Genomic DNA, 15,680 nt, shown 5'->3' with positions numbered 1-15,680 from the left:
ATCGTGGATCGGGGGTGCTCATCGACACCAACCTGCTCCTGATGTACTTCGTGGGCGCGCACGATCCGCGTGAGATCGGAAAGTTCAAGCGAACAATGCAGTTCACGTCCGGGGATCACGATCTCCTCGTGGCGTTTATAGAGCACTTCAGACAGATCGTCACCACACCGCACATCCTGACCGAGGTCAGCAACCTCGCGGGGCAGCTGGCGGGTCGTACCCGGTCGGGTGTATTCGCGGCGCTTAGCGCGGGGCTTGGACTTTTCGGCGAAGAACACACACCCGCGTCGGAACTCGCAGAGGACCCCGCATTCCCGCGTTTCGGGATCACCGATACGGCCGTGCTGCGCGAGGCGAAGGGCCGTTATCTCGTCCTGACGGACGATTTCCGTCTCTCGCAGTACCTCCGATCGGAAGGTGTGGACGTGTTCAACTTCCACCACCTTCGGTTGTACGACCTGCTCGGCTAGTGCCGTGCGCGCGGAGAAGGTTGACGCGGACGTGGATACTTTGTACTGTAAAGTGGAAGCCGTGCCGCGGCTGTGACCGGCGGAGGTTGGTTGAGCGCGGCTCATGGTCTAGATTGTTCGGATGCGGCCGTTCCGGCCGACCCTTGAGAGTGGAAGGAGCCCCGTGGCACTTCTCGACAGAGTGAAATTACCCGCGGACGTCCGCGCGCTGCCAGCCGAGGAGCTTCCCGCCCTCTGCCAGGAAGTGCGCGACCGCGTGATCGACGTGGTGGCGGCCCACAAGGGCGCGCACTTCGGCTCCAACCTGGGTGCGGTGGAGCTCGCCGTGGCGCTGCACCGCGCCTTCGACACGCCGCGCGACCAGCTCATCTGGGACGTGGGGCACCAGGCGTACCCGCACAAGATCCTCACAGGGCGCAACGAGGGGATGCCCGGGATCCGCAAGCGCCACGGGCTCTCCGGCTTCCTGCGCCGCGACGAGAGCGAGTACGACGTCTTCGGCGCCGGGCACGCCGCCACCTCGATCTCCGCCGCCGTGGGGATCGCCGCCGCGCGCGACCTGCGCGGCGACGACTACGAGGCGATCGCGGTGATCGGCGACGGCTCCATGACGTGCGGGCTGGCGTACGAGGCGCTCAACAACGCCGGCGATACCGACCGCGACCTGATCGTGGTCCTCAACGACAACCAGATGTCGATCTCCCCCAACGTGGGGGCGCTGCACAAGTACCTGGGGGTGCACAAGCGGCTGACCGAGGTGCGGACGTCGCCGCTGTACAACCGCATCCGCGACGAGGTGAAGCGGCTGGTGCACGCCGCGCCGCGCATCGGCACCATCGGCGAGATGGTGGAGCACTTCGCGGTGCGCGCGGACGGCGCGTTCAAGGGGATGTTCGTCCCGGGGATGCTCTTCGAGGAGCTGGGCTTCCGCTACGTGGGTCCGGTAGATGGGCACGACGTCGCCTCGCTGGTCGACATCTTCGAGCAGGTGCGCAAGATGAAGGGGCCGCGGCTGGTGCACGTGCTCACCACCAAGGGGAAGGGGTTCGCGCCGGCCGAGGCGGACCAGGTGAAGTGGCACGCGCAGGGCGGCTTCGACCGCACCACCGGCGCGCCGCTCAAGGTCTCCGCCGCCGGGCTCCCGCGCTGGCAGAACGTCTTCGGGCAGGCGCTGACGGAGCTGGCCGCCGAGGACAAGGACGTGGTGGCGATCACCGCCGCGATGGCCGGCGGCACGAGCACCGACATCTTCCAGAAGGCGCACCCGGAGCGTTTCTTCGACGTGGGGATCGCCGAGGGGCACGCCGTGACCTTTGCCGCCGGCCTGGCGACGCAGGGAATCAAGCCGGTGGTGGCGATCTACTCCACCTTCCTCCAGCGCGCGTACGACTCCATCGTGCACGACGTGGCGCTGCAGGAGCTGCCGGTGTGCTTCGTGATGGACCGCGCCGGCATCGCGGGCGACGACGGGCAGACGCATCACGGCGGGCTCGACATCGCCTACCTGCTGGCGGTGCCGGGGATGACGATCGCGGCGCCGCACAACGCGGACGAGCTGATCGGGCTGATGAAGCTGGCGCTGGAGGGGAAGCACGGCCCCTTTGCCATCCGCATTCCGCGCGACAACGTCCCCGCGCTGCCGAGGCCGATCGCCGAGATCGAGCCGGTGGTGCACGGGAGCTGGGAGACGCTGCGCACCGGCAAGGACGTCGCGATCCTGGCGGTGGGAACGATGGTTGCCCCCGCGATGGCCGCCGCGGAGATGCTGCAGCGCGAAGGCGTCTCGGCCACGGTGGTCAACGCCCGCTTCGTGAAGCCGCTCGACGAGGGGACGCTGGAGCGCCTCTTCCCCGCGCACCCGCACCTGCTGACGGTGGAGGAGGGGACGGTGGTGAACGGCTTCGGCACGTACGCGGCGGCGCACGTGGCGGAGCGCTGGCCGGGGGTGCGCTGCGCCTCGATGGGGCTTCCGGACCGCTTCGTGGAGCACGGCGAGCGCGCCGAGCTGCTGGGCGAGCTGGGGCTCACGCCAGAGGGGATCGCGGCGCGGGCGCGCACGCTGGTGGGCAAGCCGCTGCGGAAGCTGCTTGAGACCGCCTGACGGCGCGGGGCCGTGGCGCGTGGGCGTCGTCGGCCATGCGCGGTACGACGAGCTCGAAGCGGCGCTGGCCCGCCTCCTGGCTTTCGTCCGGGAACGCGGGCTGGAGCTGTTCCTGGAGGACGACCTCCTGGAGGCTGCCCCCGGTTCGGCGGTCCTGACGCCCGGCCTGGTGCCCACGCTCGACGTGCTCCTCACGCTGGGGGGCGACGGGACGCTGCTGAGGGGCGCACGGCTGGTGGCGCGCGACTCCGTCCCGGTGCTGGGGATCAACCTGGGACACCTGGGCTTCCTCACCACCGCGCCGCCCTCCGAGCTGGAGGTGGCGCTGGACTGCTGGCTGCGCGGCGACTTCGAGCTGGACCGGCGCATGGCGCTGGACATCCGCTCGGTGGGGCCGGACGGCGTGGCGCGCGGGGAGTACCTGGCGCTGAACGACGCGGTGCTGCACAAGGGCGGCTCGGCGCGCGTGATCCGGCTGCAGGTGACGGCGCTGCGCGAGGAGGTGGGGAGCTACAGCGCCGACGGCATCATCCTGGCGACGCCCACCGGCTCAACGGCGTACTCCCTCTCGGCGGGCGGCCCCATCGTCCACCCCGACGTGGACTGCATCATCGCCACCCCGATATCTCCCCACACGCTGAGCGTGCGCCCCCTCGTCCTCCCCGCCGAGGAGACGCTGACGGTGGAGGTGCTCTCGCCCACCGAGGAGCTGATCCTGACGATCGACGGTCAGGAGAGCGAGCGGCTGATCCCCGGCGCACGCGTCGTGGTGCGACGCGCAGACGAGCGCGTGTCCCTCGTCCGCCTCCCCGAGCGCAGCTTCTTCTCCACCCTGCGCCGCAAGCTGCGCTGGGGCGACCTTGAAGAGCGCAGCCGATGACGAACGGCCCCGGTGCGATGCGCCGGGGCCGTCGTGTTTCCAAACAGCCATCACACAGAGACACAGAGGGAAGGGGCAAGAAAAGAAGAGGCTCTCGTTCTGTTCTCCCGGATCTTTCTGGTCCCTCCGTGTCTCTGTGTGATGTTTTGAATGGGATGCTTTCGCCGCGCTGGATCTTCGGTTATTATTCGGTAAGAACCGGGGAGGCGGGGCGGGGGTATACAGCGTGCTGACCCGTCGCGCCGGAGTGGCGCACGACGTACCTTGCGGGATGAACGCACGCAGATCCGGATGAATCCGCACGCTCTCAACGTCCTGGAGTACCGCGACGCGCTGGGCATCGTCGCAGGCTACGCATCATCGTCGCTCGGCGGGGACGCGGTGCGTGCGCTGGAGCCCTCGGCCGACCTCGGGTGGATCGAGCCGGAGCTGGCGCGCGTGGACCAGATGCGCGGCTTCCTCCGCGGCGACTCGGGGTGGTACATCCCGGCGATCCCGGACGTGCGCGACCCGCTCCGCAAGCTGCGCGTGGAAGGCTCCGTCCTCGACGGCAGCCAGCTCCGCGACGTGGCGACGCTCCTCGCATCTTCGCGGGTGACGCGGCGCGCGATCCAGGGTCAGGCGGCGAGCTTTCCGCTCCTGGCGATGCTCGCTGGCGCGCTGGTGGAGGCGGAGAAGGAGGAGACGGAGATCGGGCGCACCATCGACGACCACGGCACCGTGCGCGACGAGGCCTCGCCGCTCCTCTACCGCACGCGGCGCGAGATCAAGAGCGCGCGCAACCGGCTGGTGGAGAAGCTGGCGGCCTACGTTTCGTCGCTCCCGGCGCACTACCAGGTGCCGGACGCGTCGGTGACGGTGCGCGAGGGGCGCTTCGTGATCCCCATCCGCCGCGAGGGGCGTGGCGAGGTGGGCGGGATCGTGCACGACGAGAGCGGAACGGGGGCGACCCTCTTCGTGGAGCCGCCCGTCGCGGTGGAGATGATGAACCGCCTCCGCGAGCTGGAGGCGACGGAGCAGCGCGAGGTCACGCGCATCCTGCGCGAGCTCTCCGCCCGGCTGCGGCCGATGCAGCCTGAGCTGCTGGCGACGCTGGACGCGATGGTGGCGCTGGACTCGGTGTACGCCCGCGCGCGCTACGCCATCAAGTCGGACGGGCACGTGCCGCGGCTCCTCCCGGCGGGGACGGAGGAGTACGAGGTGGTGAACGGATACCACCCGGTGCTCCAGGCGCGCAGCGCGGCGGTCGTTCCCTTCGACCTGCGGATGGACGCGGGGGAGCGGACGCTGCTGATCTCAGGGCCCAACACCGGCGGCAAGACGGTGCTGCTGAAGGCGATCGGGCTGATCTCGCTCCTGACGCAGAGCGGGATCATCCCGCCGGTGGGGCCGCGCTCGAAGCTCCCCGTCTACCGCCAGGTGTTCGCCGACATCGGCGACGAGCAGAGCATCGAGGCGTCGCTCTCCACCTTTTCCGCGCACCTCAAGAACCTGCGCGAGGCGCTGGACGGCGCGGACTGGGAGGCGCTGGTGCTGACGGACGAGATCGGGAGCGGGACGGACCCGGTGGAGGGCGGCGTGCTGGCCCGCGCCATCCTCATCGAGCTGACGCGCCGCTCCGCCTTCACCGTCGCCACCACGCACCTGGGGCAGCTCAAGCTCCTGGCGACCGAGGAGCGCGGAGTGGTGAACGCGTCGCTCCAGTTCGACGCCGAGCGCCTGCAGCCCACGTATCGCCTGGTGAAGGGGATCCCCGGCCGCTCGTACGGCCTGGCGATCGCGCGGCGGCTGGGGATGGCGGAGTCGGTGCTGGAGCACGCGGAGTCCGCGCTGCCGCAGGGCGAGCGCGACGTGGCCCGCCTGCTCCTGGATCTGGAGGCGAAGGAGCTGCGCCTCTCGGAAGCCACCGTCGCGCTGGAGCGCCAGCTGGCGGAGACGCGCGCGCTGCAGCAGGCGCTTGAGGAGCGGGAGCGCTCGCTGAAGGAGAAGGAGCGCGATGCGGAGCGGCGGGCGCGGCAGCAGGCGCGCGACCTCCTCCTCCGCTCGCGTGCCGAGGTGGAGGCCGCCATCCAGGAGGTGCGAGGCGTGGCCGACGCGGCGCAGCTGGAGGAGGCCGCCCGCGCCGCCCGCCGCCGCGTGGAGGAGGCCGCGACCCGCCAGCGCGAGCGCGTGCCGCAGGAGCGCAACAAGGCGGGGGCGCACCCCGACCGCCCGGCCGGCGCGGTGGCGCTGGAGGCGGGCGTTCGCGTGCGGATCGAGTCGCTGGGGCGCACCGGCACGGTGGTGGAGGTGCGCGACGGAAAGGCGCTGGTGGAAGCGGGCTCCATCCGCCTCCTCCTGCCGCGCGAGGACCTGTCCCCGCTCCCCGCCGGCGACCAGCAGCGCGAGCGCAGCAAGCCGACCGCCGGCTACTACTCGCACACCAGCGAGGCGCATCCGGAGGTGGACCTGCGCGGGATGCGCGTGGACGAGGTGGAGACGGTGCTCGGCCGCGCGGTGGACGACGCGATCCTGGCGGGCCTCCCGTCGTTCCGCATCATCCACGGCAAGGGCACCGGCGCGTTGCGAGCCCACGTCCGCGACCTGATCAAGAACGACCGCCGCATCCTGACCTCGCGAACCGGTGAGCTGTTCGAGGGCGGGACGGGGGTGACGGTGGTGGAATTTGGTTGAACTACAGGGATGAGGGGATGGGGGATGGGGGATGTAGAACTGCAACGGCGGCAGCACGCCGTTTCCCCGATCCCCATGGTTGTCCCTCATCCCTCATCCCCTCATCCCCTCATCCCTAATCCCTGCGCCCTTGCCCATTCCGGATCACCTCGTCGAACAGGTCCGACAGCAGGCGGACCTCGTGGAGATCGTCTCGGAGCACACGCGCCTCAAGCGCTCCGGGAGGACCTTCCGCGGGCCGTGCCCGTTGCACGGCGGCGACGGGCCCAACTTTTCGGTCGATCCGGCGAAGGGGTACTACAAGTGCTTCGTCTGCGGGGAGGGGGGGACGGTCTTCACCTTTCTGATGAAGCACCTGGGGATGAGCTATCCCGAGGCGATCCGCACGGTGGCGGAGCGCGTGGGGATCGAGATCCCGGACGAGCGGGCGCGGCGCCAGGAAGTCGATCCCAACCAGCCGCTGTACGAGGTCAACGCCTTCGCGGCGGACTGGTTCAGGAAGCGGCTCTGGGACGACGAGCGCGGCAAGCCGGCACGCGAGTACCTGGAGCGGCGCGGCATCACCCGCGAGACGGCGGAGCGCTTCGGTCTGGGGTGGGCGCCCGAGGAGTGGACCGCGCTGGGCGAGGCCGCGCGCAAGCACGGCATCGACAACGGGCGCCTGCTGGCGCTCGGTCTGGCGAAGGAGTCGAAGAACGGGCGTGACCCCTACGACGCCTTCCGCGCGCGCATCATCTTCCCCATCGAGGACCTGAGCGGGCGCGTGGTGGCGTTCGGGGGGCGCATCCTTGGCGAGGCGGACGAGCGCACGCCCAAGTACCTCAACTCCCCCGAGTCGCCCGTCTACCACAAGGGCAACGTCCTCTACGGCCTGGGATGGAGTCGCGGCGCCATCCGCAAGGAAGAGGCGGTGCTGGTGGTGGAGGGGTACATGGACTACGTCTCCCTCGCCGCGCACGGGGTGGGTAACGCCGTGGCGCCGCTGGGGACGGCGATGACGCAGGAGCAGTGCGAGCTGATCGCCCGCTACGCCCCGCGCGCCATCCTCCTGTACGACAGCGACAAGGCCGGCCTCAAGGCCACCTTTCGCACCGGCGACGAGCTCCTGCGCGCCGGCCTCGAGGTCCTCGTCGCCACGCTGCCGGAGGGGGAGGACCCCGACTCGCTCGTCCGCAACAAGGGGCAGGCCGCGCTCCGCCGCTTCCTGGACGACGCGGTGGACGTGATGGAGCGCAAGATCCAGATCCTGGAGCGCAAGGACTTCTTCTCCAGCATCAAGGGCACCCGCCAGGCGATCGACTCCCTCCTCCCCACCGTCCGCGCCGCCTCCGATGAGCTGGTCCGCGGCGTGTACATCCAGCGCATCTCCGAGAAGACGGGCGTTCCGCGCGAGACGCTGGAGCGCGAGGTGGCGGAGGCCGCGGCGCGTGATCCCCGCGCGCCCGGCCCGCTCGAGCGCCGCCGCCGCGACGAAGGTCGCCGCGCCGAGGATTTCGCGCAGAGGCCCGCGCGCAAGGACATGCGCACCAACGCCGAGCGCTCGCTCCTCCTGCTGATGGTGCACGACGAACGCTGGGTGGAGGAGGCGGCGAAGCACGTGGAGGCGGACGCCCTGTTGCTCCCTCTCCACCGAACCCTCTTTCAGGGGCTTCTGGACGCCGAGGGTCAGCGTGATGCCGAAGGCGAGTGGCTCACCCGCTTCCCCGCCGAGGTGCAGCCGCTCCTCGAAGAGCTGCGCGGCGACCCCGAGATCGCGTCGATGGTGCCGGCCGAGGCGTTCTTTCGCGGGAGCGTGTCGCAGATCCTGGAGCGGGCGCACCTCGAGCGCCTGGCCGAGCTGAACCGCGAGCTCAACATCGCCGGCCCGGAGCAGCAGATGCTCCTCCTTCGCGAAAAGGCGCAGCTCGTAAAGGTGATGCGCGAGAACGGCTATCTCCGCCGGACGGGCTTCGTGCAGGCGCTCACGCAGAGCACGCCGCGCTATGGCGCCGGACCGGACTGACACAGACGCGGGATGGCGCATACCCCCTTCTGTCATCCTGAGTGAAGCGCTGCGCCGTCCTCCGCCGTGCTCTACCCTCTGGCGCCGAACGAAGGATCTACTATGCGTTTCGAGGGGGACGGCGTGAGGCGCGGGTCCCGGCCCGGCTACGGCTAGATTCCTTGGTCGCCGCAGGAGTTTGGGTGTGCTTCGCCGATGACGGAGTGGGCGGGCTCCCTCAGAATGACAAGGGGAAGGAGTAAGATGAGGCTGGACGATCTGGAGACGCCCGCGGCGCTGGTGGACGTGGAGCGGATGGAGGCGAACCTGCGGCGCGCGGCCGAGTACTGCCGCGCGCATGGGCTCGACTGGCGGCCGCACGCGAAGACGCACAAGACGCCGGAGCTGGCGGCCGAGCAGGTGCGGCTGGGCGCCGTCGGCGTAACGGTGGCGACGCCGCGCGAGGCGGAGGTGATGGCGACGACGGTGGACGACATCCTCCTCGCGTATCCGCCCTTTGGCGCCAGCAAGCTGGAGCGGCTGATGCGCCTCCCCGGGCACGTGCGCCTGACCGTAGGGCTGGACTCGGCGGAGGCGCTGGACGCGCTGGCGGAGGCGGCGCGCCGGGCCGGGCGGACGGCGGGGGTGCTGGTGGAGCTCGACGCGGGGATGGGACGCGTCGGCCTCGGGTCGCCGGAGCACGCGGTGGAGCTGGCGCGGCGGGCGAGCGAGACACCCGGGGTGGAGTACCGGGGTATCATGTTCTACCCGGGACACATCCGCGGCCCCGTCGCGGAGCAGGACGAGGCCCTCGCCGCACTCAATGCCCGCCTCGCCGAGCGCATCGCGGCGCTGGCGGATGCCGGGCTGCGGCCACGGGTGGTGAGCGGCGGATCGACGCCGACCTTCTGGCGCTCGCACGAGGTGGCGGGGATCACCGAGCTGCGCCCCGGCACCAACATCTTCAACGACCGCACCACGGCCGAGATCGGCGCGTGTGTGTGGGACGAGTGCGCGTACTCCGTGCTCGCCACAGTGGTCAGCACGGCGGTGGCGGGGCAGGCGGTGGTGGATGCGGGCTCCAAGGCGCTCGCCAAGGAGGAGCTGCGCGCCACCGGTGGCGGCTACGGCGCGCTCCTGGAGCACCCCGAGGTCGTGGTCAAGGCCGTCTCCGAAGAGCACGGCCTGCTCGACCTGGGCGCGACCGACTGGCGCCCGCGCGTCGGCGACCGGGTGCGCATCGTCCCCAACCACGTGTGCGTGTCGGTGAACCTGCAGGAGCGGCTGTGGGGCGTGCGCGGCGACGAGGTGGCGGCGGAGTGGGAGATCGCGGGGCGCGGGCGCGCGCCTTGGGTGGCGCGGACGCAAGCGGCTGCCGTTGGCTGAGATACGGGTGGGCGGGGTGCACTCTCCGCCCGTCTTTGGTTAGATTGCCCGCGCCCGATCCGCCGTACCCCCGTCCCAAGCGCAATGAACCTGATCCTCCGGCTCTTCTACGTGCTCCTTTGGGGGATGCGCGGCGCGCGGCTCCAGCCGCTGGACGAGTCCGTGGTGAAGTTCCGGGTCTTTCCGAACGACCTGGACACCAACCTCCACATGAACAACGGCCGCTACCTCACGCTGATGGACCTGGGGCGGCTGGACCTGCTGGTGCGCCTGGGCGTGGTGCGCGAGGTGCGCCGGCGGCGCTGGAACCCGGTGGTCGCATCGCTCGCCATCCGCTACCGCCGCTCGCTGGCGCCGTGGCAGAGCTACGAGCTGAGGACGCGGCTGGTGGGGTGGGACGACCGCTGGTTTTTCATGGAACAGCGCTTCACCCGCGGCGGCCAGACGATGGCCGTGGCCATGGTGAAGGCGCTCTTCGTGGGTCCGGGCGGGCGGGTCGCGCCGCAGGAGCTGGTGGATGCGACGGGCTACGCCGTGGAGCCGCCGGAGATTCCAGAGTCGATTCGCAGATGGGAAGATGCCGAGGACGACCTCCTCGAGCAGCGGGAGCTTGCGACCCGGGATGGATGAGATGCACGACTTCGAGGCCCTCGCCGCCCGCATGGAGCGGCTGGAACGCACCGTCGAAGAGCTGGCCCGCCGCCTCCCCGCCGCGGAGGCCGGCTCGGCTGCGCACGCGCTCCCGCCGCGCGTTCCCGTGCGCCCCGCCGCGGCGGGGCGCGTCCCGCGCGAGGCGATCCGTTGGGACGGGCAGCTCTGGCTGAACCGGCTGGGGATAGGGCTCCTCCTGCTGGGCGTCGCGCTCCTCTTCCGCTACTCCATCGACATGGGGTGGACCACGCCGGGGGTGCGCGTGGGCTTCGGCACCGCCGTCGGCGTCACGCTGCTGGCGGCCGGTCTGCGCATCGGGGAGAAGCGCCGCTTTGGCTCGGTGCTGGTAGGGGGCGGGATCGCGGTCTTCTACATCGTGGGATGGGCCGCCTTCAACCTGTACTCGCTGGTCGGCTACACGGCGGCGTTCGCGGGCGCGGTCGCGGTCACGGCGCTCGCCTTCTGGCTGGCGCTGCGCAAGGACGAGCCGGCGCTCGGCATCATGGGCGCCATCGGCGGGTTGGGGACGCCGCTGCTGCTGGGGCTTTCCTACGGCACGCCGCGCGGCCTCGCCATCTACACCTGCATCATCATCGGCTGGACGGCGGCGCTGCACCTGAAGCGGAGCTGGCGCTGGGTGCTGTGGACGACGCTGGCCTTCGGGTGGGTGCTGCTGTGCCGCTACGCGTACCACGTGGCGCTTCCGGACCGCCTCGTCACCGCCGACGCGTGGGTGCTGCAGGGCGCGGCAGTCTTCGCGTGGGCCTGTACGGGGCTCCTGCCGCTCCTGGTACGCCTGCGCCTGACGGGCGAGCGGCGCTGGTCGGACCTGGACGCGATGCACTGGTACGGCGTCGCGCTGGTGCCGCCGGGCGCCGCGCTCCTGGTCACCGGGCTGGTGTGGACGCTTCCTGGCGAGCGCTGGGGCGCCACGGCGACGGCGGTCTCGGCGCTCTACGCCGCCGCCGCCTACCTCCTCTGGTCGCGCGACCGGCGGCTGGCGCGGGTGCTCGCGCTCGCCGCGTCGGTGATGCTGACGGTGGGAATGATCGGCGCGCTGAAGGGGAACGTGCTGCTGGCCGGGATCGCGGCGCAGTCGCTGGCGCTTCACGCGCTCGCCGGGAAGGGGGGCGGGGTCGCGCTGCGCTGGACGGCGCACAAGGCGTACGTTGGCGCGGGGGCTTGGCTGATCATCCGCCTCGCCGTGGACCCGGGGGCGGGGCTGGCGAGCTCGTCCACGGCGGTGCTGGTGCTGGCGTGCGGGTTCGCGGCGTCGTACCTCGTGCACCGGCACGGGGAGATGCTCGCCTACCGCTACTTCGTCCATGGCGCCCTGCTCTGCTTCCTCTGGCGCGAGCTGGCGCGGATGGACGGCGGCGAGGGGTTCGCGACGGTGGCGTGGGGCGCGTACGCGCTGGGGCTGCTCCTCTTCGGGATGTGGCGCGCCCGCCCGCTGGTGGAGAAGACGGCGCTCGCCACCCTGCTGGTGGTCGTCTCGAAGCTCTTCCTGGTGGACCTGGCGGCGCTGGAGGCGATCTACCGAATCCTACTGTTCCTGGGCTTCGGGGCCGTGTTCCTATTCTTCAGCTACGCCCTGCAGACGTGGCTCCGTCCGCGCGCGGCGGAGCCGCCCCCTGCCTCCCGCGTCGCCGGTTGACGCCCCACGCCCCGCCCGCCGGCCTCTGCGAGAGCTGCCGCAACGTGCGCATCGTGGACACACGCAAGGGCTCGCGCTTCTATCTTTGCGAGCTGTCCGAGGTGGACCCGCGCTTCCGCAAGTACCCGCCGATCCCGGTGCTGCGCTGCATCGGGTACGCCCCGGCGGAACCCGCGGTGGAATGACGACGACGGGCCCGGCGCGAGCCGGGAGCTTGCAGCGTACTAGCCGCGCCGGCCCATTGGCGCACTTACCGCCCGCTTCCGGTGGGAACCATCAACCCAGGAGTTCTGAATTGAGACGCCATGCCCTCGCGGCACTCTGCCTGTTCCTCGCCGCCGGCTGCGAGGACCCCTCCGGCACCCGGGAGCTCACCGGCACCGAGGGAGAGCTTATCGCCACGTTCGATGGCGGGAAGCGCTTCAGTGTACGGGGTGAATGTCGAACGGGGCCTTCGCCCGTGTGCGCGTCCGCTACCGTCTACCATCATCCGGAATTCGGCCGGAGCGTGGGGGTCGATGGCATCGTCGTGTCCGGCAACCGGTACGAACAATTGATCCTGTCGCTGAGCGACTCCGAAGTGGGCACGTACACGTTTGGCCAGGGGTGCGACCGCTGCACCTTCGTAACCTATTCGGCTGGGGAATGGCCGGGTGCGTCGACCGTCTATCCCCCCCCGCCGAACAGTTGGGACAACGTCTCCGCGACGGTAACGATCACGGACGCGGGCAATGGTCGGCTCCGCGGCACCTTCCGCACCATTTTGGCGGGCAGGGGATTACCGGACCTCGAGGTGCGCGAGGGGAGGTTCGACGTTCCGCTGCGCACGCCGTGACCGGAATGCGCCGCGGGTGCACTCCGGCGCAGGCGCGGTGGTATGACGACGACGGGCCCGGCGCGCTGCCGGGCCCGTTGTGTATGATCTGGCGAGTGGCTGATCGTGGCGAGTGAACTCGCGGCAACAACGGCACAAAGTCCGCCTGCGCGGACTCCGGGTCTAATTTCGCGTTTCTGGAGCCGGCTTTAGCCGCCTTCCCGTGGTTCCAGCCGGGGGATTCATTTTCATTTCATCCCCCGGCGACCGGCCGCCGGACCCGTCCCTTGCCCTCACTCCCCTCCGTACATCGCCTCCAGCTCGTACACGGCCTCGGCGGGGCCGATGACGATCAGCGTCTCGCCGGCGCTGAGGACGCGCTGGGCGTCGGGGTTGAGGGCAAAGGTGCCGCCGGTGTCGCGGATGGCCAGGATGCTCACGTTGCGCATGCGGCGCAGATCGCAGCGCGCCACCGTCTGGCCCGCAAAGGGGGACTCGGGCGCGATGGTGATCTGCCCCACGTCGACCGCCACGTCCATCCCGAAGCTGAACATCTCGTTGAACAGGTCGTGCACGGCGGGTCGCAGGAGGGCAAGCGCCAGCCGGTGCCCGCCGATGTCCTCGGGGGTGACCACGCGGTCCGCGCCGGCGCGGCGCAGCTTCGACTCGGATGCGTCGCTGTTGGCGCGCGAGACGACGAGGAGCTTGGGGTTGAGGCCGCGCGCGGTGAGCACCGTGAGGACGTTGTTGGCGTCGGAATCCAGGGCGGCCACCAGCCCGCGCGCCCTCGCCACGCCGGCGGCTTCCAGGATGCCGTCGTGCGTGGCGTCGCCGATCAGGTGGGGGATTCCCTCGGCCAGCAGGCGCTCCTCGAACTCCTCCTTCTCGTCGATCACCAGGAACGACTCGCCGCGCACCATCAGGTCGCGCACGATGCGGGTGCCCAGCCGCCCGTAGCCGCAGACGATGAAGTGGTCCCTCAGGTTGTCGATGCGCTGCGTCATCTTCCGCCTCTCCACGGTCAGCCAGTACGTCTGCCCCAGCATCACCTCGATCGCGTTGCCGGCGGCCCACGCGCCCACGCCGACGCCGACCATGATCAGCCCGATGGTGAAGAGGCGCCCGCCCTGCGACAGCGGCTCCGTCTCGCCGTAACCCACCGTGGCGACGGTGATCACCGTCATGTACAGCGCATCGACCCACCCCATCCCCTCCACGAAGCGGTAGAAGAGGGTGCTCCCCGCCATCAGCAGAAAGAGGACGAGGAGCGCGATCTGCAGCCTGCGGAGCGGGTGCTGCGCCGCTGAGCTGATCCGGTAGCGGAGTGACGCCTTGCGCGCCCGCTTGCGGCGGTCGTTGGGGTAGGCGCGCGTGGGGCGGATCACGGCTCAGGCGGCGCCGAAGCCGCGCGTCGCCTCCACCGCGCGGCGATACTGCTCCACCTGGCGCTCGATCTCCGCCGCGCTCCAGCCGATCCCCGGCTCGGCCGCCATCCGCTCCGCCACCTCGCGCGCCACGGAAAGGCCGCCGTCGCGCGCCTCGTAGAAGATGTGGAGGCGGCGCACCAGCAGGTCCTCCAGCGTCATCGCCATCTCGCACCGTACCGCGCGCGCGATCTCGCCGCGCAGGTAGGGGAGGGAGGGGACCAGGCGCGTGCCCAGCTCGGGTTCGCGCCTGATCTCGTCCAGCACCGCGCCCGCCTCGTCGCCGTAGAAGCGGGCCAGGTGCGTGGCGGCCGCTTCGTCCACACCCACGGCGGCGGCCTCCTGGCGGATGCGCGCGGCGAAGTCGTCCCACGGCTCAGTGGGAGCGGCGGGGAGGGGGAGGTCTTCGGTGAGGGAGCTCCCGCTCGCGACGCCGTGCCGTTCCTGGAGGATGCGCGCCGCCTCGTCCGCCACCTCGGCGGCCATCACGCGGTAGGTGGTCAGCTTGCCGCCCGCGATGTTGAGGAGGCCGCTGCGGTCCTGCCAGATCTCGTGCTCGCGCGAGGTGGCGCTCTCCGAACGGCCGCCCTCGGTGTCGAGCGGCGCCAGGAGGGGGCGCAGGCCGGCCCAGGTGCTCACCACGTCCTCCGCCGTGAGCCGCGCCGCGGGGAAGATGGAGTTGGCGGACTCCAGCAGGTAGCGCACGTCGGCCTCGTCCGCGCGCACGTCGGCGGGGGAGCCGCGAAAGTCGGTGTCGGTGGTCCCCACGTACGAGAAGTCGCCCCACGGCAGCACGAACATCACCCGCCCGTCCACGGGGGAGCGGAAGGTGATGGCGCCGCGGTTCCCCAGCCGCTCGCCAGGCACCATGATGTGGACACCCTTGGTGGTGCGCAGCCGCGGCTTCGTGCCGGGGTCCGCCAGGCGGCGCACGATGTCGCTCCAGGGGCCGGTGGCGTTCAGGATCACGCGCGCGCGCACCTCCGCGACGCCCCCGCCCAGCCGGTCGCGCACGCGCACACCCGCCACCCGCGCCCCCTCGCGCAGGAAGCCGGTCACCTCGGCGTGCGGCACGACGGCGGCGCCGGACTCGTGGGCGCCGCGGGCGTTGGCCAGCGCCAGCCGCGCGTCGTCCACCGATGCGTCGTAGTAGAGCGCGGCGCCCCTCACGCCCTCGGTACGCAGCGCCGGCTCCGCGGCCGCCACGGCCTGCGGCGAGAGCATCCGGTGCCGCGAGATGTTGCGAAAGAGGGAGAGGAGGTCGTACAGCCACATCCCCGCCTGCAGCTTGCGGCGCCCGACGGGGCCGTTGCGGAAAACGGGGAAGAGGAAGGGAAGGGGATGCACCAGGTGCGGGGCCAGCGCCAGCAGGCGGCGCCGCTCCGCGCTGGCCTCGAAGACGAGACGGAAGTCGAACGTCTCCAGGTAGCGGAGGCCCCCGTGGATCAGCCGCGACGATCGGCTGCTGGTGCCCTGCGCGATGTCGCCCGCGTCCACCAGCGCCACCCGCAGCCCGCGCCCGGCGGCGTCGCGTGCCACCCCGGCGCCCGTGATCCCTCCGCCGATCACCAGCACGTCCCACGTCCCGCGCCCGAGCGCGTTCCAGTGCCCCGTGCGCGCCGCGGCGGAGAAGGGCGTCACGG

12 protein-coding genes are annotated in these 15,680 nt (G+C 71.0%); 10 read left to right on the top strand and 2 right to left on the bottom strand.

Annotation, left to right across the window (positions count from 1 at the left end; genetic code table 11):
- Positions 1–14: 14 nt before the first annotated feature.
- The 10 genes from VF584_18160 to VF584_18115 all read left to right on the top strand — a co-directional run bounded on the left by VF584_18160 (position 15) and on the right by VF584_18115 (position 12,634).
- Positions 15–470, top strand: coding sequence for a PIN domain-containing protein (locus VF584_18160; GenBank protein ID HEX8212106.1), 456 nt, complete (start codon positions 15–17; stop codon positions 468–470).
- A gap of 121 nt (positions 471–591) precedes the next feature.
- A complete protein-coding gene (dxs, locus tag VF584_18155) occupies positions 592–2,571 on the top strand; it encodes a 1-deoxy-D-xylulose-5-phosphate synthase (protein ID HEX8212105.1) in 1,980 nt (659 codons plus the stop codon).
- Positions 2,558–3,451: an NAD(+)/NADH kinase gene (locus tag VF584_18150; protein ID HEX8212104.1), complete on the top strand. Its 894-nt coding sequence runs from the start codon at positions 2,558–2,560 to the stop codon at positions 3,449–3,451. The genes dxs and VF584_18150 overlap by 14 nt, the downstream gene beginning before the upstream one ends.
- 291 nt (positions 3,452–3,742) lie before the next feature.
- Positions 3,743–6,124, top strand: coding sequence for an endonuclease MutS2 (locus VF584_18145; GenBank protein ID HEX8212103.1), 2,382 nt, complete (start codon positions 3,743–3,745; stop codon positions 6,122–6,124).
- 130 nt (positions 6,125–6,254) lie between these two features.
- On the top strand, positions 6,255–8,126 hold the full coding sequence (dnaG, locus tag VF584_18140) for a DNA primase (GenBank protein ID HEX8212102.1): 1,872 nt from the start codon (positions 6,255–6,257) through the stop codon (positions 8,124–8,126).
- A 243-nt stretch (positions 8,127–8,369) separates the two neighbouring features.
- Positions 8,370–9,491 (top strand): alanine racemase, encoded by a 1,122-nt coding sequence (locus VF584_18135; GenBank protein HEX8212101.1) that lies wholly within the window; start codon positions 8,370–8,372, stop codon positions 9,489–9,491.
- 84 nt (positions 9,492–9,575) lie between these two features.
- Entirely contained in the window at positions 9,576–10,121 is a 546-nt protein-coding gene (locus VF584_18130) for a thioesterase family protein (protein HEX8212100.1), read from the top strand.
- A gap of 1 nt (position 10,122) precedes the next feature.
- On the top strand, positions 10,123–11,799 hold the full coding sequence (locus tag VF584_18125; GenBank protein ID HEX8212099.1) for a DUF2339 domain-containing protein: 1,677 nt from the start codon (positions 10,123–10,125) through the stop codon (positions 11,797–11,799).
- Complete coding sequence (locus VF584_18120) at positions 11,796–11,984, top strand: hypothetical protein (protein ID HEX8212098.1); 189 nt, start codon at positions 11,796–11,798, stop codon at positions 11,982–11,984. The genes VF584_18125 and VF584_18120 overlap by 4 nt, the downstream gene beginning before the upstream one ends.
- A 110-nt stretch (positions 11,985–12,094) precedes the next feature.
- A complete protein-coding gene (locus tag VF584_18115; GenBank protein ID HEX8212097.1) occupies positions 12,095–12,634 on the top strand; it encodes a hypothetical protein in 540 nt (179 codons plus the stop codon).
- Between the two features lie 272 nt (positions 12,635–12,906).
- On the opposite strand, the gene VF584_18110 is transcribed toward VF584_18115, so the two are convergent.
- Together VF584_18110 and VF584_18105 are read right to left on the bottom strand one after the other, a co-directional pair.
- On the bottom strand, positions 12,907–13,998 hold the full coding sequence (locus VF584_18110; GenBank protein ID HEX8212096.1) for a potassium channel protein: 1,092 nt from the start codon (positions 13,996–13,998) through the stop codon (positions 12,907–12,909).
- Between the two features lie 3 nt (positions 13,999–14,001).
- Positions 14,002–15,678, bottom strand: coding sequence for a glycerol-3-phosphate dehydrogenase/oxidase (locus VF584_18105; GenBank protein ID HEX8212095.1), 1,677 nt, complete (start codon positions 15,676–15,678; stop codon positions 14,002–14,004).
- Positions 15,679–15,680 lie beyond the last annotated feature (2 nt).

The sequence above is a fragment of the Longimicrobium sp. genome (assembly GCA_036389135.1).
Taxonomy (GTDB): domain Bacteria; phylum Gemmatimonadota; class Gemmatimonadetes; order Longimicrobiales; family Longimicrobiaceae; genus Longimicrobium.
This window is presented reverse-complemented; position numbering and strand designations above follow the sequence as displayed.

Coding starts and splice junctions, on each gene's coding strand:
- dxs (HEX8212105.1), top strand. CDS start 592: ATGCGGCCGTTCCGGCCGACCCTTGAGAGTGGAAGGAGCCCCGTGGCA.
- VF584_18145 (HEX8212103.1), top strand. CDS start 3,743: ATGAATCCGCACGCTCTCAACGTCCTGGAGTACCGCGACGCGCTGGGC.
- VF584_18135 (HEX8212101.1), top strand. CDS start 8,370: ATGAGGCTGGACGATCTGGAGACGCCCGCGGCGCTGGTGGACGTGGAG.
- VF584_18130 (HEX8212100.1), top strand. CDS start 9,576: ATGAACCTGATCCTCCGGCTCTTCTACGTGCTCCTTTGGGGGATGCGC.
- VF584_18125 (HEX8212099.1), top strand. CDS start 10,123: ATGCACGACTTCGAGGCCCTCGCCGCCCGCATGGAGCGGCTGGAACGC.